General features: G+C 53.7%; 18 protein-coding genes. 3 read left to right on the top strand and 15 right to left on the bottom strand.

Translation table 11 applies throughout. From position 1 onward, the window contains the following. The 15 genes from DEP07_RS14515 to DEP07_RS14585 all read right to left on the bottom strand — a co-directional run bounded on the left by DEP07_RS14515 (position 1) and on the right by DEP07_RS14585 (position 18,209). Positions 1–1,719, bottom strand: coding sequence for a dipeptide/oligopeptide/nickel ABC transporter permease/ATP-binding protein (locus DEP07_RS14515; RefSeq protein WP_287102646.1), 1,719 nt, complete (start codon positions 1,717–1,719; stop codon positions 1–3). After that, on the bottom strand, positions 1,716–2,726 hold the full coding sequence (locus DEP07_RS14520; protein ID WP_217022049.1) for an ABC transporter permease: 1,011 nt from the start codon (positions 2,724–2,726) through the stop codon (positions 1,716–1,718). The genes DEP07_RS14515 and DEP07_RS14520 overlap by 4 nt, the downstream gene beginning before the upstream one ends. A 17-nt stretch (positions 2,727–2,743) precedes the next feature. After that, positions 2,744–4,399: an ABC transporter substrate-binding protein gene (locus tag DEP07_RS14525; RefSeq protein ID WP_274874572.1), complete on the bottom strand. Its 1,656-nt coding sequence runs from the start codon at positions 4,397–4,399 to the stop codon at positions 2,744–2,746. A 39-nt stretch (positions 4,400–4,438) separates the two neighbouring features. Continuing rightward, positions 4,439–4,963 carry a hypothetical protein gene (locus tag DEP07_RS14530; RefSeq protein WP_122962380.1) on the bottom strand — a complete coding sequence of 175 codons (525 nt, stop codon included), beginning with the start codon at positions 4,961–4,963 and terminating at the stop codon, positions 4,439–4,441. A 303-nt stretch (positions 4,964–5,266) separates the two neighbouring features. Then, positions 5,267–6,163 carry a LysR family transcriptional regulator gene (locus DEP07_RS14535; RefSeq protein WP_254456870.1) on the bottom strand — a complete coding sequence of 299 codons (897 nt, stop codon included), beginning with the start codon at positions 6,161–6,163 and terminating at the stop codon, positions 5,267–5,269. A 193-nt stretch (positions 6,164–6,356) separates the two neighbouring features. After that, positions 6,357–6,923, bottom strand: coding sequence for a glycerol-3-phosphate responsive antiterminator (locus DEP07_RS14540; protein WP_173597270.1), 567 nt, complete (start codon positions 6,921–6,923; stop codon positions 6,357–6,359). An 18-nt stretch (positions 6,924–6,941) separates the two neighbouring features. Next, on the bottom strand, positions 6,942–7,754 hold the full coding sequence (locus tag DEP07_RS14545) for a sugar phosphate isomerase/epimerase family protein (RefSeq protein WP_274874575.1): 813 nt from the start codon (positions 7,752–7,754) through the stop codon (positions 6,942–6,944). Between the two features lie 18 nt (positions 7,755–7,772). After that, entirely contained in the window at positions 7,773–8,576 is an 804-nt protein-coding gene (locus tag DEP07_RS14550; protein WP_173598978.1) for a carbohydrate ABC transporter permease, read from the bottom strand. Positions 8,577–8,588: 12 nt separating this feature from the next. After that, positions 8,589–9,476, bottom strand: a complete 888-nt coding sequence (locus tag DEP07_RS14555) for a carbohydrate ABC transporter permease (protein WP_122962375.1) — start codon at positions 9,474–9,476, stop codon at positions 8,589–8,591. A 27-nt stretch (positions 9,477–9,503) separates the two neighbouring features. After that, complete coding sequence (locus tag DEP07_RS14560; protein ID WP_287102647.1) at positions 9,504–10,844, bottom strand: ABC transporter substrate-binding protein; 1,341 nt, start codon at positions 10,842–10,844, stop codon at positions 9,504–9,506. Further along, positions 10,832–11,989 carry an ABC transporter ATP-binding protein gene (locus tag DEP07_RS14565; RefSeq protein WP_122962373.1) on the bottom strand — a complete coding sequence of 386 codons (1,158 nt, stop codon included), beginning with the start codon at positions 11,987–11,989 and terminating at the stop codon, positions 10,832–10,834. Before DEP07_RS14565 ends, DEP07_RS14560 begins: the two co-directional genes overlap by 13 nt. A 95-nt stretch (positions 11,990–12,084) precedes the next feature. Further along, the gene (locus DEP07_RS14570) at positions 12,085–12,873 is read right to left on the bottom strand and encodes an HAD-IIA family hydrolase (protein ID WP_173597268.1); all 789 of its coding nucleotides are present in this window, start codon (positions 12,871–12,873) and stop codon (positions 12,085–12,087) included. 235 nt (positions 12,874–13,108) lie between these two features. Beyond that, complete coding sequence (locus tag DEP07_RS14575) at positions 13,109–16,201, bottom strand: efflux RND transporter permease subunit (RefSeq protein WP_173598975.1); 3,093 nt, start codon at positions 16,199–16,201, stop codon at positions 13,109–13,111. Further along, complete coding sequence (locus DEP07_RS14580; protein ID WP_287102683.1) at positions 16,198–17,427, bottom strand: efflux RND transporter periplasmic adaptor subunit; 1,230 nt, start codon at positions 17,425–17,427, stop codon at positions 16,198–16,200. The genes DEP07_RS14575 and DEP07_RS14580 overlap by 4 nt, the downstream gene beginning before the upstream one ends. A 209-nt stretch (positions 17,428–17,636) precedes the next feature. Continuing rightward, positions 17,637–18,209 (bottom strand): TetR/AcrR family transcriptional regulator, encoded by a 573-nt coding sequence (locus DEP07_RS14585; protein ID WP_173598973.1) that lies wholly within the window; start codon positions 18,207–18,209, stop codon positions 17,637–17,639. A 164-nt stretch (positions 18,210–18,373) separates the two neighbouring features. Between DEP07_RS14585 and DEP07_RS14590 the strand changes: the two genes are divergently transcribed. The 3 genes from DEP07_RS14590 to efeB all read left to right on the top strand — a co-directional run bounded on the left by DEP07_RS14590 (position 18,374) and on the right by efeB (position 21,467). Next, a complete protein-coding gene (locus DEP07_RS14590; RefSeq protein WP_122962369.1) occupies positions 18,374–19,090 on the top strand; it encodes a FadR/GntR family transcriptional regulator in 717 nt (238 codons plus the stop codon). A 211-nt stretch (positions 19,091–19,301) separates the two neighbouring features. Further along, positions 19,302–20,189 carry an iron uptake system protein EfeO gene (efeO, locus tag DEP07_RS14595; RefSeq protein WP_217022041.1) on the top strand — a complete coding sequence of 296 codons (888 nt, stop codon included), beginning with the start codon at positions 19,302–19,304 and terminating at the stop codon, positions 20,187–20,189. A gap of 3 nt (positions 20,190–20,192) precedes the next feature. Then, positions 20,193–21,467, top strand: a complete 1,275-nt coding sequence (gene efeB / locus DEP07_RS14600) for an iron uptake transporter deferrochelatase/peroxidase subunit (protein ID WP_173598971.1) — start codon at positions 20,193–20,195, stop codon at positions 21,465–21,467. Positions 21,468–21,476 lie beyond the last annotated feature (9 nt).

Consider the following 21,476-nt stretch of genomic DNA (forward strand, 5'->3'; position numbering starts at 1 on the left):
TTATCGTTGTCCCTGCCCCTGCAAGGAACGCTGCTCAAGGGCTGGCGTCAGCCTTGGAATCGAATCGATCAAGCGGCGCGTATACGGATGTGTCGACGTCTTCGCCAAAGCGAGCGTGTTCCCCTGATCGACGATTTTGCCCTGATTCATGATGAGGGTGCGGTCAGCCAGGCTGAGTACGACAGGGAGATCGTGCGAAATAAACACCATCGACAGCCCAAGCGTGCGCTGCAAGTTTTTCAACAGCTTGATAATCTCCACCTGAACCATGACGTCCAAACCAGTCGTCGGCTCGTCAGCTATGATCAAATCGGGCTTGTTCACAAGCGCCATGGCAATCACGACACGCTGGCGCATGCCTCCGCTCAGCTCATGCGGAAAAGCAGCGGCCCACCGGGAAGCAAGTCCGACTTGCGCAAGCACTTCGTCAATTCGTTCCGCGATCTCGTCTTTGGACATGGACTGATGGGAACGGAGCGCTTCTGCCAACTGCTCTCGCACGTTCATCACAGGATTGAGCGCGTTCATCGCCGCCTGCGGAATCCAGGCAATCCGATTTCCCCGCAGCCGTCTCACCTCTTCGGACGAGAGCTGCGTCAAGTCGCTGCCTGCAAAATAGATTGCTCCCTGCGAGACGAGCGCTGGCGGCCTCAACAACTGCATGACAGCCGACGCAATCGTGCTTTTGCCGCTGCCCGATTCGCCAACCAGCCCCAACACTTCCCCTTTGCGCAAAGCAAAGCTGACAGCATCCACTGCGCGAACCGTACCGCCGTCTTTCGGATACTGTACGGTCAAATTTTGCACGTCCAGCAAAGCGTCTGCCGCCGCAGGCTTCACAGCGGACAGCTTCTCTTGCGCCAGTCGCTGATCTCTCTTCGCAGCAGGCGCCTGATAAGCGCGAAGGCGCGGATTTACCCGCTCCTCCAGGTAATAGCCGATCAAGGAAAAGGCGAGCACGGTCATCACGATGCACAAGCCAGGCGGAATCACCCACCACATCCACGCCTCAGTCAAAAAGGCGCTGCGCGAGTTGGCGTAAAACAAAATGCTTCCCCAGCTTTTGGACAGCGGATCTCCCATCCCCAAAAAACTGAGCGAAGATTCCATCAAGATCGAGACATTGACAGCCTGCACGAACTGCGGGATGACCAGCGGCAGGATGCTGGGAAAAATGTGCTTCCGCAAAATATAGAAGTGACCCGCGCCCATCGATCGCGCAGCCAAGACCGCTCCTCGCGTGCGAAACGACAGCGTCTGGGCGCGAATTTTCCGCGCTTTTCCTGCCCACATGACGAGCGTGATGACGAGCACCTGCGTCAACAGACTCGGCCCGATGTACACCCCGATCACGATCATGAGCGGCAAAAACGGCAAAGTCAGGCAAATGTCTACAATCCGCATGAAGAAGGCGTCCAAAAAGCCCCCTGAATATCCCGAAACCAGGCCGACAACCGTGCCGATCAAGGTAGCGAGCAAAGCTGCGACAATCCCTACCGTAAGCGAGGTGCGCGCGCCCACTACCAGCTCGGCCAAAATGTCCTGCCCCATGTCATTCGTTCCAAGCCAATGCTCTTTTCCAGGCGGTTGGAACGGGGCACCAGACTGCTCGCTGGCGTCGTACGGCACCAGGTAAGGTCCCACGAAGGCAAGCAGCAGAACGATCGCCAGCAAAAACACGCCGAGCCAACCAATCATTTTGGAACCAATACGACTCATGGAGACTCCTCCACTTGTTTTCTTTGACGGGCACGCGGGTCAAACAGCGGATATGTCAAATCCGCGAGCAAATTCGCCGCGATGACCCCTAGCGTGATGATTAAAAAGACGCCTTGCATCATCGGGTAGTCCCGCGCAATCACGCTCTCGTAGAGCAGCCTGCCAACCCCCGGATAGGAAAAGACCGTCTCGACGACGACAGCGCCACTCACCAAGATCCCCAGGCTCATCGTGATGTGCGTGTACACGGGCAACAGAGCGTTGCGCAGCGCATGATTGAAAATCAGGCTGCGCTTGACCGCCCCTTTGGCTTCCGCCATCAGCACGTAATCTTGCCCCAGCGTATCGAGCATCGACGAACGGGTGAGCAAAAAATTACCCCCGATAGTCGCAAGCGTAATCGTGATAACGGGAAGCGTCATATGTTTGAGCACGGCGAGCACATACTCCATGCCGCCCCCGGTAAAAGCGATTGGCACGGCTCCAAAGGAAGGGAACCAGCCCAGACTGACCGAGAAAACCGCAATGAGCAGCATGCCGATCCAAAAGCCGGGAATCGATTCGATCGTGAGCATCCCCGTCAGAAAAAGCAGGTCGCGGCGCTTCCCCCGGTTCCACGCAGCATAGGCACCGATGACGATGCCTATGACTGCGCTCACGATGAGAGAAGGAGCTACCAGCAGAAACGTCCACGGCAGTCTGTCTGCCAATACTTCTGTTACTGGCTTTCCGTACTTGATGGAGCTGCCGAGATCGAACCGGAACACACCTGTCATGAAATCAGCGTATTGCTGCCAAAGCGAGCGATCCAAGCCAAGTTCATGCTCGACTTGCTGGCGTTGCTGCGGAGTCAGCTCGTTGATGGTCGACTCGCCAAAGAAAAATTCCAGCGGGTCGCCAGGCGCCAGCCGCGGCAGAGCAAAATTGATTGTCAGCGCGACGGCCAGCACCAGCACATATTGAATGCATTTCTTGCCGAATGCAGAGGAGAACCAGCTCCCACCCATGACAGCTCCCCCCCGTCTTACTCTTTCGCTACTGCCTTTTTCACGCCATCTGGCAGCAAGGAAAATTTGTTGATGACGCCAAACCCTGGCGACTCTACCCATTGGTCAAATTTTTGCGCATTGTACGCGAATTTCTCTTCCGGGTAGTACAAGACGATGCTGGTCGGCTGCTTGTTGAACAGCTCCTGCATTTTGAACGCGATCTCTTTGCGCTTGTCTACGCTCGTTTCCGCCATCCATTGCTTGGTCAGCTCGTCCATGGCCGGATACGGGATTTTTTTGTTCCACAAGTAAGACGAACGGTGGGACATCACAAATTGATCCGGGTCGGCAACGCCGTGAGCGCCGATCGTACCGATGACGAGGTCAAAATCACGCGTCTGGGAAACGGTCGCCATCGTTCCGGAATCGAGCACTTCTACGTTGATTTTGATGCCGACTTTGGCGTACTGCTCCTTCAGCATTTCGGCAGCGCGAATCCACGCCGGCTCTGTAGACGGTACTTTCAGCGAAAACGCGAGTGCTTTTCCATCTGCTGTCTCGCGGACACCGTCATTGTTTTGGTCGGTGAGCTTCAATTCATCCATCACTGCTTTTGCTTTTTCCACATCGTACGGCGTGCTCAGGTTTGGATTGGTCCACGGCGAATCCGGGTGAGGATAGCCTTTCAAGCCAGGTCGTCCTTTTCCGAGCAGCACGGTATCTGTAATCGCTTGGCGATCCACGGCGAGCGACATCGCATTGCGAAACGCTTCCTGATTGAATGGCGCTTTTTCGTAATTCAGCTTCAACTCGATCAGCGACAACGGAGCGGTCTGAACGACTTTCATGTTGGCCTGATTTTGGAAAGAAGCCTCCAGCTCAGCGGGAACCGGACGTGCAGAAATATCGATTTCACCCGCACGCAGCGCATTGAAGATCGCTGTCGGGTCTTTGATCACAGGCATCACCAGGTTGTCGACAATCGGGCTGCCCATGAAATAGTCTTTGTTTGCTTCGAACTTGTAGTATTGATCTGCCTTGTATTCGACCAGCTTGTAAGGGCCGGTTCCGATTGGCAGGTCGGTATATTTGCGCGGATTTTGCACATTTTCCCAGATGTGTTTCGGCAAAATCGGCAGGTCGGCAAAGGTGATTCGTTCCAAAGTCGGGCACGCATAAGCGCATGTGAAGCGTACGGTCGAAGGGTCGTCCAGCTCGATTTTGGAGATGTGCGGCACTTCGCTTACGTGGTGGGTGTGGCGGTTAGCTGGGCCGTCGCGATAGTATTCGTAGGTGAATTTGACGTCTTCAGCTGTAAACGGATTGCCATCGTGCCACTTGATGCCGGAGCGGATTTTGACTACCCATGTCACGTCATCGAGCTGCTGCGCGGATTCCGCCAGCCAAGGCTGCGGCTTTTCTACATAGGGGGAAGGCGAGAACAATTTATCGAAGACAAGCTCTGTCAAATAATCGATGTTTCCGGTGTAGATGTTCAGCGGGCCTGCGTCCGACGGCAAGCCGATTTTCAACTCGGGCACCGTTTGGTTGGCTGCGCCCGCAGCTTCGCCGTTTTTGGGTGCGTCAGCTTGACCAGGTGCCGCATTTTGATTCGACTGGCAGCCCAGCACGAAGACAGACAGGACTAACAAATAACTGAGAAAAAGTCCGAAAGACTTGCGTGTATACACGTGTACAACCTCCTGCTTTCCAATTTGTCAGTTGCTTTCTTAGGCGATTCGCTTGATCGTCAAAAGCTCATGCTGCGGCAATGCCAACGCTCGCTCCGACAGCGCAAGCTTCAGCTTCTCGAAGTCGTGCACATCCTGCTCGGTCATGGTTTGCTCCCGACCTTTTTTCAAGTAATCGTAAAATTCAGCGGGCAAAAAGCTGTCCAGCAGCGCGACTTCAACTGCCCGTCCATCTGCGGCCGTAATGACATATGCATACGACTGCGGCCGATGAGGATCGAATTGAGCGACAGGGTAGTCCACATCGACTTGATAGGCTCCCCGCGTCACTGCACGAGTCACGTATTCAAAGACGTCGCGAAATCCTGGCCCGGCGTGACCGGAAAGAATCGACAATTCTTTTCTCTCTGGCGCCTCTTCGCCAAACAGCTCGGCAAAAGCCGCCTGAAGCGTCCGAAACCCAACCGCTACGGCCATCAAGGCGAGACTTCCATGGTATTTGGTCACATCGTGAAAGCTAAGTTCCAATACTTGGTTGCGATCTCGAACACGGATCACAGACATGAAAAAACCCCTCCATCGTTGACTTGTATGTGTTTGTATCTGAAAACTAGGTACATCTTAATCCGATTGATAATGAATATCAATCCCACTTGAACGCCCGCTTTTTCGAAAACCCGCTCTCCTCAACAGCGCCCATTCCCACATAATATTTTTGAATCTACCTATTCATTTTCTTGATAGCATAAATGTTTCCAGCCCTTTACCTGCAAACAACCGGCATGAAAAAAGGCCCGCCCCCACACTGACCCGTGCAGGGAACTGGCCCGCTTGCTTTATGGACGTATCTATTCAACAAGGAAACAGTCAAACAGTCCGCAAATAGTGCTCCACATTTTTGCAAAAGGCGCGATCCGCCTGGCTCAGCTCGGCGTTTTTGCGGAAGACAAACCCGTTTTGCCGTCTGATTTGCATGGACGACACAGGCACAGTCGCCAGCTCGCCTCTGTTCAGCTCTTCCCTGACCGCTCCGGAAGGGAGAAAAGCGATGCCATGGCGCGACTTGATCGCCTGTTTGATCGTCTCGAAGTTGCTCATCTGCAAAAAGCGCGTCTTCACCTGGCGACTATTCAAATGATTGATGACATATTGCTGCAAATACTCGCTTTTGGGCAGCAAGATCGATTCATTGTGCAAGTCGCGTGCGTACAGCAGCCTTCTTTTGGCCAGAGGGTGATCCACAGGCAGCACAAGCAACAGCTCTTCCTCGAACAAAACAGAAATCTCGAAATTTTTGCGTATATAGTCATCTTCGGGGTAGATTGGCATCAAGGCGTAGTGCGTCCTGCCCTCCTGAAAGCAGCGAATGAGATCGCTGTAGCAATACGTATTGATCTCCAGCGGCTTCTGCGGCAAAATCGTATGCAGTTCATTGAGAACATCGGAGAAAAAGTAGCCCGCAATATAATTGCTGACGTAGACAGACAATACCCGCTCCTGCTCGCTCACCCGCTTCAGCTCCACCGCAGCCTCTTCGACCAGATGGGAAATCCGCTTGGCATAGCTGAGCAAAATTTCCCCCTGTTGCGTCAACTGCACCTGTTTCCCCGAGCGTTGAACAAGCGGCGATTCAAACAGCTCTTCCAACTGCTGAATATGGTGACTGATCGTTGGTTGAGAGCAAAACAGCCGCTTCGCCGACTCGGTAAAAGAACCGCATTCGGCAAGCACGATGAAAGTTTCCATTTTTTCCAGTGTATTCATAGGCAGCACCCCGCGAATGACGCACAGTAACCATAACTGGTCATTTGTTGAAAATGATAATTGTTATCAATTAAAAGTTTACTTGATCTGCTGAAAAGTGTCCATGCTCAAATGTGCATATCGTGCATGACCATGCAAAAGCGGCTGCCGTCCCGCCCGCATAAGACGAAACAACAGCCGCTTTCTTCTACCGTCAGCCTGTCAGATGATTCCACATCTCCGGCCTGCTCAACGAAACCGCGTCCGCACCGCTCGCCAACGCTGCTTCCACCTGCTGCAAATTCCAGATCAGCCCGCCGAGAATAATCGGCTGCGACAAATGATCTTTTATGTACGAGATGATCGACGGCGCGATGCCCGGCATGATTTCGATCGCATCCGGCTGGTTTTCCTGCACGTTTTTGATCGTAGTCGTCAGCGAAGTCGTGTCGATCAGGAAGACGCGCTGGATCGTCAGCATCCCTTCTTTTTTGGCTGCGCGAATCATCGGCCCTTTTGTGGTGACAATTCCGGTCGGCTTGATGTAAGAAGACAGGAACCGAAATGACTCTTTGTCGTTGGACAAGCCGTTCATCAGATCAGTATGCAAAAAAATCGGTTTTTCCGACTGGCTGATGGCTTCTGCTTCCTCCATCAAGCGAGTCAGCTTTCCGTACATGAGCAAAATGGCGCAAGCTGCGGAATCGAGCGCCTCTCCCAAACGGTCTTGTTCAGTCGCAGCGATAATCCGATTCGTTTTCAACATCGTACCCAGATCCATAGTCAGCGCCTCCTGTTCTCATCGTTGCGATCCAATTCGCTCTACGCTCACTCCGGCACTTGGCAACTGCCGCGTCTCGATTACCCAGCTCCCGGCAAACCCGTTTCGGGCAAGCAAAGGCCATATCTCCGCAAAAGGAATCGTTCCTTCGCCCACCGCCAAGTGCTCGTCTGCCTCGCCCCGGTTGTCGCTAATATGCAGCGCAGACAAGTACGGCAGCGCTTGCTCCAACGCTTCGAGCGCATACCCGTGGCGAATCAGATGGGCGTGTCCCACATCATAAGTAAGACCAAGCTGCCTGGAGTCCACTGCCTTGCACACCTCAAGCAAATCGCCAACATCCCAGCCGAACAGCTTTGAATAAGGCGGCACATTTTCCAAAGTCAGCACGGTGCTTCCATGACTCACCTCGGGCAGCAGCAACTGTACCGCCCGGGTGACATTTTCCCCGCCTCTCGCCCGTTCTGTGTGATCGAGCCGATCCGCGATTTCTCCCGCGTGCATCACCACATGCGTACTGTGCAAAAAGCTCGCGATCTCCAGACACCGCTTCATCGTATCAAGCGTTTGCTCCCGGACTGCACCCGCTTCCGCCGCCAGGTTGCAGCCGGAAATCGGCGCGTGAATCGACCAGCTAATGCCATAATCGACGCCTTTTTGTTGCAGCTGCGTCAGTCGCTCTTTCGACCAGTCCAACAGCTCGGCGTGACCGTCCTCGCACATGATTTCGATTGCTGTCCAGCCATCGGCAATCAGCCTGTCGATCGCTTCTGACAATGGCAGTTCGAACAAGGCATAGCTGGATACGGCAAAACCGCTTTTGTCCCTCATCTCTCGTTCCCCTTTTGCCTACTTCACCCCGGAATGGATGAAGCTGTTGATAAATTGCCGTTGAAACAGCAAGAACGCAAGCACCAACGGAAAAATGACCATCACCGTAGCCGCGCTGACCTCTGCCCACTGCGCTCCTGTCTCAAACGACTGGGCAAAAATAGCCAGCCCTACCGTGAGCGGACGATTCTCCACCGAGTTCGTAATAATCAGCGGCCACATGAAATTGTTCCAATGGTAGCTGACTGACACCAGACCGAACGCGATGTATGTCGGCTTCGCCAAAGGAACGTACACCCGCCATAAAATTTGCAGCCAGGAGCAGCCCTCCATGCGCGCAGCTTCCTCCAGCTCGTGGGGGATCGTCTTGAACGTTTGCCGCAAAAGAAACACGCCAAAGGCGGAAGCAAAGTACGGCAGCATGATCCCGATCTTCGTGTCGAGCAAGGACAGGTCGCGAAGCACGTTGTAGTTCGGGAAAATCAAAATGTCGGCCGGCACCATGAGCTGCACGAGAAACAGGACAAACAGCACGTCCCTGCCCCAGAAACGCAGCTTGGCAAAAGCGTACGCGGCCAGCGTAGCCGTAACGATCTGTGCAACCAATACTCCTGTGACAATCAAGAAAGTATTGAAGTAATACTGGGCGAAAGGAGCTGCGTCCCACACCTTCGCGAAGTTTGCCAGCGTAAAGTCTGCGCTGAACGTCCATGATGTCGCCAGTTCCCTGGGCCGAACGGATGTCCAGACCACCCAAAGCAGAGGGAACAGCCAGACTACAGCCAATCCGTACATGCCAGCGCTTGTCAATTTCCGGACCATCTGCCATCCCCCTTAGTTGTAGTGAATTTTTTTATCCAGACCAAAAAACTGCACAGCAGCCACTGCCAGAAGCAGCACGACCATCACAATCGTCAAAGCGGATGCCATTCCTTGATCCCAGAAAGAAAATGCCGTTTCGTAAATGTAGTACAGCAAGAGATTGCTGGCGTTGTCCGGGCCGCCCTTCGTCATGATGACCAAGTGATCCACGAGCTTGAACGAATTGGTAAAAGCGATAATGCTGACAAACATGGTCGTCGGCATGAGCAGCGGGAACGTCACCCGCCGAAAAACCGTCCAGGCCGACGCGCCCTCCATGGCAGCAGATTCGTACAGCTCCTGCGAAATATTTTGCAGGCCAGCCAGGTAAAAGATCATGAAGTAGCCCGCTTCCTTCCAGATGACCATGAAAATCATCGCCCACATCACGTTCGATTGATCCCCGAGCCAGTTCATATCTCCTTTTCCGAACCAGTCCATCACATGGCTAAGCGCTCCGTACTCCGGCGTGTAAATGAACAGCCAGATGTTGGCGACGGCAATCATCGGGACAACCGTCGGGTAAAAGTAGGCGGTACGGATAAAGCCTTTGCCCCGCAACGCTTTGTTGGCAAACAGCGCCATCCCGAGCGCCAACGCCACGCTTGTCGGAACGGTTCCTAACGCGAACCAGAGGTTGTTGGTCAGCACCTTCCAAAACACGTCATCTTCCAGCATTTGTTTGTAATTGTCTATCCCGTTAAAAAACGGCTCTGGGGAACCCAGATCCGCTTGATGAAAACTGAGAATAACCGTTTGCCAAACAGGATAGAAAGTAAACAGCAGCAGGAAGATGAGGGAGGGAAGGAGCAGCAGCCAGGCGTACACGTTCACTTTCCATTTTGCTCGTAGTTCCCCCATCGTCGCTCCTCCATTTGCCTCGTTCGATTATTTGTTGAAAGACGCCAGCACTTTGTCTGCCTCTTCCTGTGCTTTTTTCAGCGCTGCAGCAGCGTCTGCCTTTCCGGTAAGAACAGCTTGCAGGTTGTCGTTCAGCGCTTTTGTCACTTTGCCGTTGTTGTGCGTAGAAAACTCGGCGTGACCGTACTCCAACTGATCGCGCGCTACTGCTGCCGCTGGGAAATCTTTGACGTACTGCTTCATGATCTCTTCTTCGTAAGCAGACTTGCGCGTCGCGACATAGCCCGTATCGATGCTCCATTGTGCCGCGCGCTTAGGCTCGGTCATGAACCGGATGAATTTCCACGCCGCTTCCTGCTTCTTCGCATCCGTGCCTTTGAACATGTAGAAGTTGCCGCCGCCAGTCGGGCTGCCGTAGTTCTTTTTCGCAGGCAAAAACGCTACGCCGAAGTCAAACTTCGCATTGTTTTTCACGTTGGTCAGGTTTCCGGTCGTGTGGAACATCATCGCCGTCTTGCCTTCGAGGAAATCGGATGGTACCGTCGCCCATTCAATTACGCCTTCTGGCATCGCCTTATGCTTTTTCGCCAGGTCGACCCAATATTGCAGCGCCTCAACATTTTCAGGCGTATCGAAAAATACTTTTTTGCCGTCTTCTGTCATCAAGTTTTTGCCGTTTTGCAGGGCCAAAGCCTGGTACATCCAGTACGTAAAGCCGGAGGAAGGAATTTCAATGCCCCAGCGCCCGTCTTTTGTCAGCTTGGCGGCATACTCAGCCATCTCATCCCACGTCGTAGGCGGTTTTTCCGGGTCGAGGCCGACTTCCTTGAACGCTGCCTTGTTGTAGTAAAGCACGATCGTGCTGCGCTGGAACGGGATGCTGTACGTTTTGCCGTCTACCTGGGAGTTGGCCAGGAAGCCCGGGAAGAAATCTTTGACGTATTCGTTGCCGCCGTCTTTGGCAATAAACTCGTCCAGCGGCAAAATCGCATTCATGTCCATCATCGTGTGCAGCTCGGTGGAAAGCATGACCGCTACGTCAGGCGGCGTTTTTCCTTGCACGGCAGCCTGGATTTTCGTGGTCGTGTCCTGATAGCTGCCTGTATAGACGGGCTTGACTGTAATGCCCGGATTTTCCTTGTTGAACTCTTCCGCCATCCCGTCGACGATTTTGGTCAGGGGGCCGCCGACAGCTACCGGATAGAAGAAAGACAGCTCTGTATTGCCCGCAGGCTTCGTTTCAGATGTGCCCGGCTGTGCTGGTTGCCCTGGTTGGCTGCTGCCTGTGGTGGAAGTCCCGCTGGAGCATCCTGTAAGTAGAGCCAGACTCATCGCGACTGAAAACAGACTTTTGACTACTGTACGCATCGCAGTATCTCTCCTTTTTCTCTTCCGGCCGTGATGGCCAAATTTTTTCCGGATTGCGAATCAAACAGACTGACATGCTCCAGGGCAAAGCCTACGCGAACGAGATCTCCCCGGCGGCATGGCCACTGCCCGTTCCATTTTGCCTTCCACAGCTTGTCTCCCAGCTTAAATTCCACGATTGTCTCGGAACCGAGAATTTCCACGCCTTGCACACTGACGAGCAACGAGCGGCTCTCATCCGCGACCGCGCCCGGTTCCAGCGGCTGCAAAGCTTCTGGACGCAAGCCGAGGACAACAGGAGTGCCGTCCTTGATGCCTGCCTGTGGGCCAAAACCAAGCGCAAGCGGCAAAAAACGTCTGCTCGGATCATCGCTCAGCTCCACGCCTGATTGCGCGCCATTGCTTCGCCACACCGCCTGCGTCGTATTCATCGGCGGCGCGCCCGTAAATTCAGCGACAAACAAGTTTGCAGGGTGGTTGTAGACGTCAAGCGGTCTGCCCACTTGCTGCACCTCGCCATCGCGCAACACCATCATTCGATCGCCCATCGTCATCGCTTCTACCTGATCGTGGGTGACGTATATCATCGTAATTCCCAGCTCCTGCTGCAACTGGCGAATCTCTGTCCGCATGTGCCCGCGCAGCTTGGCATCGAGATTGGACAGCGGCTCGTCCATCAGACAGATCGGATGCTGGCTGACGATCGCCCGCCCGAGCGCGACCCTTTGCCGTTGTCCGCCCGACAGCTCTTTTGGCTTTCGGTTCAAAAGCGCTGCAATGCCCAGCATCTCGGCTGCGTGCTCCAACCGCTTGACCTGATCCTGTTTGCTCACTTTTCGCACCTGCAAGCCGAACAAAATGTTATCTTTGACCGTCAAATGCGGATACAAGGCGTAATTTTGAAACACCATGGAAATATTCCGGCCACTCGGCGGAACCTCGTTTACCCGTTTGCCTCCGATCAACAGCTCTCCGGCGCTGATCTCTTCCAGCCCGGCAATCATTCTCAACGTCGTCGACTTGCCGCATCCCGAAGGCCCGACCAGTACGAAAAACTCCCCGGGCGCAATGATCGCGCTCACTTCGTTGACAACCTGTTGCCGCTCGTACATTTTGGAAATGCGTCGCAATTCCACTTCCGCCACGACCATCCCTCCTAAAACCTATGGCGTTTGCCCTTCATCATCCGATGATACCAACCGCGTGATAAGCAAATATTTGGAAACTGTAAAGCTTTGATCTACATTTGCCCGCCGTCCATCGTCGGCAAGACCAGATCGGGCTGAATTTTGGCGTGACCGAGTTCCGCGCTTGTCGTCACTCCGGTCAGCACCAGCGCTGTCTTCATCCCGCTGTTGATCCCGAGCAAAATGTCCGTCTCCAGACGATCGCCGACCATCAAACAGCGCTCAGGCAGGACATCCAGCTGCAAAAAGACTTGGTCAGCGTAAAAGCGGGACGGTTTCCCCGTCATCGCCCACGTGCTCGCACCGCCTGCCGTTTCAATCGCTCGCGCCAGCGCCCCTGTATCGGGGATCGCTCCGCCAGGCACCGGACATACCGAATCGGGATTTGCCACGATCAGCTTGGCCCCGTTTCGCACCGCATCGGCTGCCCGCTGCAACTTTTCGTACGTAAAAGCCCGGTCCATTCCCACCAGCACATGTGTGGCGCTCATCGCATCGGCTGTCTGCGGAATGTGAAACTCGGCCATCTCCTGCTCAAGCGCAGGCTCGCCGACCACCAGCACGCACGCTTGTTCATGGTCTGCCAGCTGCTTGAAATACAGGCCCGCCACGTAAGCTGCCGTCATGATCTCATGGCGTTCTACGGCAAGCCCCAGCTTTTCCAGCCGCTGCCGACAGCCCTCTCGCGTCTGCACCGTCGTGTTGGTCAAAAACATGATCTTCTTCCCTTTTTGCCGCAAAGTGGCGAGGATTTCTTCCACGCCAGGCAACAGTTGATCTCCAATGAAGATCGTCCCGTCCAAATCAAAAAAATACGCGTCATAAAAAGCTGTATCTAGCAAAGCCTCTTGCCGCTCCTTTCCTTGGGAAACACAAAAAGCCCTCATACGGGCAACAGCATGCATGAACAAACCGATCCAATCGGCCTGTATTGCCTAAGCTGTTGCTGTATGAGGGCTTTCTCCACGTCTCGGCCCAACTACAGACGTTATTCTATTGATACTGTAACGAGTATAACAAGCGAGTGTTAAGGAATTGTTGAGCTTCGTTTGCGATTGTGTGAAAATCAGAGACCAGTCACATGTCCAGCTTTTCCATTCTTTTGCGATTGCGTGCTTCTTGCTTCTTCTTTCTCCTCAGTTCCATCGCGGTATAAAACGCCGGGACGACCACGAGCGTGAGTACCGTGGAAAAGAACAGGCCCGAAATGATCGTCACAGCCAACGGCTTGAACAGCACATCGCCGGAAATCGCCAGCGGAAGCAGACCTGCAATCGCTGTCATCGACGTCAGCAAGATCGGCCTGAATCTCGCCTCTCCCGCTTCAATCACCGCCTTTTGCAAGGCCAGCCCCCTGTTGCGAGCCTGCTCGATGAACTCGACCAGCACAATCCCGTTGCGAACGACAATGCCGGACAAAGACACAATCCCCATCATGGACATGAAGCCCAGCGGAGTCCGCGTGACAAACAAACCGATGAGACTGCCGGAAATCGCCAGGTAGACGGTGCTCATGACAAGAACGGGAATCCGCAGCGAGTAGAACTGCATGGCGATCAAAATGACAATCAAAAAGATGACGATCACCGACAGCTTGCCCATATCGAGGAAGACTTCGACTTGCGCTGATGTCTCTCCGTCATACTCCAAAAAATAGCCGTCAGGCAAAGCCATTTTGGCGAGTTCAGGCTTGATTTCCTTCATCACCTCTGTAGCTGTCCGTCCCTTTACCTCGCCTGTAATCGTCACCGTCCGGTCGAGGTTGCGATGCGGGATGTTTTGCACGCTAAAAGACGGTTGAACGCTCACCAGTGAAGCGAGCGGGACTTGCTCGCCTTTTGCATTGGCGACAAACAGCCGCTGGAAAGCATTGACGCCCGCTTCCCCATCCTGCTTCACATATAAAGTAATGTCCGTCAGTTGCTTGCCGTCGTCAAACTCGCTTACTTTGATGCCTTCACTCACCAGCCGCAGCGTCCGCGACAGTTCTGCCGCCGTGACGCGATTTTGCTCCATCATCGCTTGATTGGTTTCAAAAGCGATGGCGTAGCTGTCCACTCCCAAATCGTCCTGCACCTCGGTTATGCCATTCACCTTGGCGACTTGCTCCTGTATTTGCAAAGACAACTGACGCAGTGTCGTAATGTTCTCGCCGTACACCCGGATGACCACCGGCTTGCCCACAGGCGGGCCTGTTTGCAAATCGCGCGGGACGATCACAGCTTCCGGAAACTTTTGGCGAATCTCAGCCAGCGTCTCGTTTTGCAGCTTTTGCAAAGACGTTGCCTGTTTGTCCAGGCGCACAATCAACTGCCCGACATTTGCGCCGCTGCCCGCCCCCGTAGTGCTGCCAAAAATCTTCGGTGCGCTTCCTCCGGCAAAGGAACTGACCATCCAAACCCCGTCCGTAGCGGAAAAGTCCTGCGACACCTGCTTGACGACCCGATCGGTTTCTGCCAGGCTGCTTCCGTTTGGCAACTTGACATTGACCAGAAAGACGTCGCGATCAGACACCGGAAATAGCTGAATCGGCGTCAACGGGATCAAAAGATAAGCCATTGTACTGATCAAAACGGCAGCAACGCCTGTCGCCAGCGGCCTTTTCAACAAGCGCGGCAAGACCGTTCTGGCGTACCAGTTGGACAGATGAAGCAATTGTTTGCCCAACAGCCCCGCAGGTTTTCTCATGTCCAGCTTCTTGCGTCTGCGCTCTTCACTCCATCTGCGAAAAATCGGAACGATCGTCAGTGACATGACCATGGAAGCCAGCATCGAGACAATGATCACGACCGGAATCGGGCGGACAAAAGCACCCGAGCCGCCGCTGAGAAACAGCAACGGACCGAACGAAGCAACCGTTGCCAAGGTAGCCGTCAAAATGGAGACCGCTACTTCCTTCGCCCCCATCACTGCCGCCCGCTGCGGCTGCTCGCCATGCTTGACGAGTCTTCGCTCGATATTGTCGTTCACGACCACCGCATCATCGACGAGAATCCCCAAAACGATAATCAGGCCGACAATCGTAATCTGGTTCAAGGTCACTTCAAAAAACGGCAAAAAAATCATTCCGGTCGCAAGCGAAATCGGGATCGCCAGGGCGACCATTAATGAAGTCGTAAAATTCAAGCCGAGCGTACAAACAAGGAGAACGGCGACGACCGCAATCAACAGCTCGCGCCACAAGTCTGAGAAAATCTCGTCAATCCGCTCATTTTGCGTGTAGAGAGACTCTGCTTGCGCCCCGGCAGGCAAGGTGCTGCGAAGCATGTCTACCTTTGCATCGATTTGCTGTTGCAATCGGGTGATGTTTGCTTTTGACTCGGTCATCAAACTGATCGAGACGGCTGGCTTGTTGTTGTGATAGGCGAGATAGGCAGGGGCTTTGGCTGTAAATTGCACATCGGCCACCTGTCCGAGATAGATCGCGCTCCCGGTTTTTCCGTAGCCGACCACTACCTGCTCCAGCTGCTTGATGTCTTTCCATTCCGTCATTCTCAGCTCGTACGTCCGCTGATCGATTTGATAGCTGCCGAGCGGAGCCGTCTCGTTCGCCGCTTTGATCGCAGCTTGCACTTGTGCCCAGGTCAAATGCATGAATGCAAGCTTTTGCGGGTCGAGTCTAATCTGGATTTCCTGCTCCGGCAGCCCTTCAATCGTCACGCTGGAGATGCCCGGAATTTTGCTCAGTTGCTTTTCCCACATGGTCAGCGGCTCTCGCAACTCATCGAGCCGGGAAGCCGTGTCCACCGAAATCATGAACGTCTGGGCGAACATTCTCCCCATGTCGTCGTTCACGACAGGCTGTCTCGCCTCTGCCGGCAAAAAGGCTTCTGCGTCCTTGACCTTTTTGCGCAGCTCCTCCCACGTTTCTTTTTGGTCTACTCCGTTGTTCACCTCGACCGTAATGATGGAAAGGCCCGGCTGCGATTGCGAGGTGATAGCCTTTAGCCCCTGCATTTCCTTGATTTTGGCTTCGATTTCCTTCGTCACCGTCTGCTCGATTCGCTCTGCCGAAGCGCCTGGCAGCGCGGTCGTGACAGATGCGCGATTAACGGCAATCTCCGGAATTTCCTGATGCGGCAGTTGAAAAAAGCTCAACACCCCGACCAGAACTACCATGATGAAAAACAGCAGCGTAATTTTTTGCTTGCGGATCAAAAAGTCGATCATGGCCGCTCACCCGTCGAGACTTCCAGCGTATCGCCCGCGAACAATTGCTCCGCCCCTTTGGTAACCACCTGCTCGCCAATGGTGAGACCGGATGTGATTTGCAGCTGGTTGTCAACGATCGTGCCGAGTGTCACGGGAACTTTTGCCGCTTTGTTATCCCGGACAACAAAAACGTACGGCTGCGTTTCTCCCCTGCTTTGCACCGCTTGTACAGGGACAAAAATGCCCTTTGGTCCTTGATGCTCGTGAACGACCGTAGCGACTTGCCCTGCAAGCCAAGCGCGGTCGGGATTCTCTACCCGCACCTCGACAGGGACAGTCCCGCTCCCTTGACTGGCTGCGGGCGACACGCGCTGCACGATTCCGCTTCGTTTCTGATCGTACAAAGTAACGGTAACCTCGTCTCCCTTTTTCCAGAAGCCGATGTCACGATCCGAAACGGCGAGCTGGATCAGCAGCGCATCTACATTGCCGATCCGGTATACGGGTGTGCCGGTAGATGTCAGTTGGCCGACCGAAGCCAGCTTTTCCAGCACGACACCGGAGATGGGCGCGGTCAAATCTGCTTTTGTCTGCGTCAAAGCGGCCCGCTGCTGGCCGACTACCGCCTGCCGATACACGCCAGCGGTTTGTTGTTTCTGCTCCTGGCGCGGCCCCTCTGCAACCAGGGCATACGTCTCTTTGGCATTTCCCCAATCTTTTTCGGCCAATGCCGCCTTGTTCTGAACGTTTTCCCAATCGTTTGTCGACAAAGCGCCCTGGCGGAACAACACTTCCGACCGCTGCAAATCCGCTTTTGCCTTATCCATGAGCGCCTTGGCTTTGTCCAGATTGTTTTGCGCTTGCAGCACTTCCTCTGCGCGAGCGCCGTTCGTCACTTGCGCCAATTGCGCCTTGGCCTGCTGAACCGATGCCGCCGCGCTTGCAGCCTGTAACGATAAATCGCGTCCATCCAGACTGGCAAGGACACTCCCCGTCTCCACATAGTCGCCTGCTTCTGCCAGCAGCGTGACGATGCGGCCATTTATTTCAAACGACACCTGCGTCTCTTCCACTGGCGTTAAAATGCCGGACCACTTCGCCACCTGCCCAAAAGCCTCTTCCTTCACTTGGGTAACTGCCACTCGTTTGACAGTGGTCTGCTCCACTGCTGCCTTATCAGAGACAGCTGGACTGCATGCAGCAAGCAAAAGAGCACTGGAAAGCACGATCACGCGTTGCTTCATCTGATTCAAAATCGATCCCTTCCTTCGCCCATGAACTTTACTTGTGTAAAGCTCATCATAGAAACCTCCAGATGTATGCCGAATGTTCAGAATCATTCTTTTCGTAGACGCTCTAATCTTATTGCAGTTGTTCACGTCATTGCACTACGTCTGACAGAAGTGTCGAAAAAAGGACAAAAAATAAAGGCCGCGAATGCCCAGGCGCTACCCTACATTTTGACGCCGTATCCATCCAGCATCACCTGAAAAATCAGGTTGTGCCACTCCTCCTCCGCGACCTTGCGACTTTTGGGAATTTGTATCGATTGAAACAGCAAGCCAGCGATCAGCTCGCTAGGAATTTCGCGGCGAATCGTGCCTTCTTCCTTGCAAGCTTCAATGACGTCTGTCAAAAGTTTGTTCAATATATAGTGCTGTTGTCTGAGCGTCGTCATCGCCTTTTCCACATTCGGCGATGCAGCCCCGTTCACGAAAGGAGCAAACAACAAAATCTGGTGAATGTCTGCGTATTTCATGAACGAATCGTACATGTTCCGCAGCTTCGCAAGCGGCCGCGCGATCTCATCCGTGTCTTTGTACTCGGCCATAATCGTATCCATGAGATGCACCATTAAAGAAGCAATCAATTCATCCTTGTTGGAAAAATATTCGTAGATCGTGCTGCGGCTCACATTCAACTGGTCGGACACAAGCTTGAAGTGAAAGCCCGCGTACCCTTTTTCCACCAAAATTTTGCCCGATACCTCATATAGTTCATCGATGTGCAGTTTTTGTCTCGCCATCCGTTACGCTCCCCCCGTTCTTCCTGCGATGAACCGTTTGAAGTCACCCTTGTTGATGAACAGTTTACACAAGCTTCTTCATAACCTCAACCCTCCTCTCTTCTCGCATTTTCTCTTGTGTTACAATGAATTTGGAAAAAAACGGATTGTACAGGAGTGTTGAAATGGATCTCTCCAGGCTCGCGAAAAAAAACCATTATGAACACATTACGGAGCAATTGAAAACGCTCATTCTCAGCGGCGAACTGCAAGCCGGGAGCAAGCTCCCCTCCACCAAGGAGCTGTCGGAGCAATTCGGTGTCGGGCGTTCTACCACCCGCGAAGCGCTTAGTGCCCTCAAGGCAATGGGGCTGATCGAGATTCGCCAGGGCGGCCACTGCACAGTGAAAAGCACCTGCTCTCCTGTCCAAAGCTTGCTGCCTGATCTGCAAGGCTTGCGCAACAATCGCCAGACCATTCTTGAATTGATCGAAGCGCGAAAATCGCTGGAGGTCGCCAACGCTGCCATCGCTGCAAGCAAACGGGACGAACATGACCTGCACGCCCTGGAAGAAATTTTGAGCGAGATGGAGCAGCATATCGGAAACGAGGACATAGGCGAGCGCACCGATCTGCTCTTTCACCTGGCGCTCGCCAAAGCGACGCACAACTCCATACTCGTGCATCTGTTTGAATCGATCTCCAAGCAGATGGAGATTGGCATTCGCGAGACGAGAAGAGTCGAGATTTACTCCAACCGCTCTGTCTCCGAACAGTTTTTTCTCGAACACAAAGCGATCTACGAGGCCGTGAAGCGACAAGACCCGGAAGCGTCCCAAGCCAGAATGACTGAACACCTGCTCCACGTAGAACAAATTCTTCTGAAATATTTGGCTAATTGAGAGAACGAAAAAGCAGCTGTCGAGCGATTCGGCGGCTGTTCGTCTTTTTTCTGCTCTCTTTTTTCGCCAGGCGAAATAAACCACTGACCAAGCTGTAAAAAAATATTGCAAAGATACAATGAAAGGTTTACATTACTTTCTGGGATGATAATGATTTTTATTATCAACGAATAAGTACACACTTATATGATAAATAAGGGGATGTTTTCACATGATGAAAAAATGGGGTTATCCGTTGTCCGCAGTTGTACTCGGCTCGTCTCTCATGCTATCTGCTTGCGGAAGCGCTGAGACGCCAAAAGAAGAGAAAAAACCTGAGGCAACTCAACCTGCTACACCTGCTGCTACTGAAACGCCAGCAGCTACTACCGCTGTTGATTTGAAAGCTCCGATCGACGACTACCGCAAATGGGTCATCGAACAGACAGACCAACTGGTAAAAGCAACCGAAAGCTTTACCGCAGCTGTTAAAGCTGGCGATATGGAGAAAGCGAAAAAAGAATACGCTCCAGCTCGCGCCTACTTCGAGCGCATCGAGCCAATCGCTGAATCTTTGGGTGATTTCGACCCTTGGATCGATGCTCGCGAAGGCGATGTTCCAGATAACGAGTGGCGCGGTTATCACAAACTGGAAAAAGCTCTGTGGGAAACCAAATCGGTTGCTGATTCGGGCGCTGTAGCAGACCAGCTGCTGCAAGACGTCAAACAACTCCGCGTCAAAGTCGAAAGCGTGGAGATCGATGTAAAAATGCTCGTAACAGGCGCTGTAGAACTGCTGAATGAAGTATCTACCAGCAAGGTGACAGGCGAGGAAGAGCGTTACTCCCACACTGACCTGTACGATTTCGCAGCAAACGTAGAAGGCGCAAACGAGATTTTCAAAGTGCTGAAACCTGCTGTTGATGCCAAAGACGCGGCTCTGTCCAAAGAGATCGAAACCCGTTTTGCTGAGCTGGACGCGGCCCTCGCTCCTTACCGCAAAGATGGCGGATATGTGCTGTACACAGAATTGAAGCCAGACGAAGTGAAAAAACTGAGCCAAGCTCTGGATGCATTGGCTGAGCCACTGTCCAAAATGGGCACCATCATTGGAGGCTAACTGATGAACAACAAGCATCCCGAAAACGACCAGACAAAATTTACTCGTCGTGAAGCGCTGAAGCTCGCTGGCGTAGGAGGACTCGGGCTGATTCTGGGCGCGACTGGCATGAAATCGTTCATGCCGTCAACTCCTTCCAGCGAGAAAGCAGCTGCGACCCCTGTTCTTTCCGACGGCATTATCCCTTTTTACGGGAAGCATCAGGCCGGGATCATTACACCTATGCAGGATTTTATCTGCATGGGTGCTTTTGATTTAACGACGACATCATTGGACGACGTCCGCAAGCTGTTCCAAAGCTGGACGGCCGCCGCAGCCCGTTTGGCGGCTGGCAAGACGGTAGATGAGGAGAGCGGCAGCCCGCACCTCCCGCCTGTCGATACAGGAGAGAGCGTCGGGCTCAACCCGATGCGGCTGACGATTACTTTTGGACTGGGCGCTTCCTTTTTCGACGAACGATTCGGTCTGTCTGCCAAGCGGCCCGCCGCCCTGGTCGATCTGCCCCGCTTCAACAGTGACGAAATTCGCAAGGAATGGTCAGATGGAGACATCGTCGTCCAGGTTTGCGCCAACGACCCGCAAGTTGCTTTCCACGGGCTGCGCAACCTGGCTCGAATCGCGCGCGGAAAAGCTGTGCTGCACTGGGTTCAGGAAGGCTTCCAGCGCACGGGCGCAGCCGATCCAAGCGGCTCTACCCCTCGCAATCTGATGGGCTTTAAAGACGGAAGCAACAACCCGAAAGTCGACGACCCGGCCGCTGCCGATGAAATCGTCTGGGCGCAACCGTCGGACAATCCGGCCTGGATGGCTGGCGGCAGCTACATGGTCATGCGCAGAATCCGCATGCGAATCGAAGTATGGGACCGCTCAGCCCTGGACGATCAGGAAAACACGTTTGGCCGACATCGCGATTCTGGCGCACCGCTCGGAAAAGCAAACGAGTTCGACGATCTGGAGCTGAATCGCAAAGACGCCAAGGGCAACCTGGTCATTCCGGCTGATTCTCACGTAGCCTTGGCGCATATGGAAGGCAAAGTCAAAATTCTGCGCCGCGGCTATTCGTATTCCAGCGGACTCGATGTCCGCACCGGGCAGCTTGACGCCGGACTGCTGTTCATCTGCTTCAACCGCGACCCGCGCAAGCAATTCATCCCGATGCAACAAAAACTCGCGTCAGTCGACTTGCTGAACGAATACATCACCCATGTCGGCAGTGGGCTTTATGCATGTCTTCCGGGTGTAAGCGAAGGCGGCTACATCGGAGACACACTGTTCTAACCAACTAGC

Origin of the sequence: Brevibacillus sp. (genome assembly GCF_003521185.1) — a bacterium.
GTDB classification, from domain to species: domain Bacteria; phylum Bacillota; class Bacilli; order Brevibacillales; family Brevibacillaceae; genus Brevibacillus; species Brevibacillus parabrevis.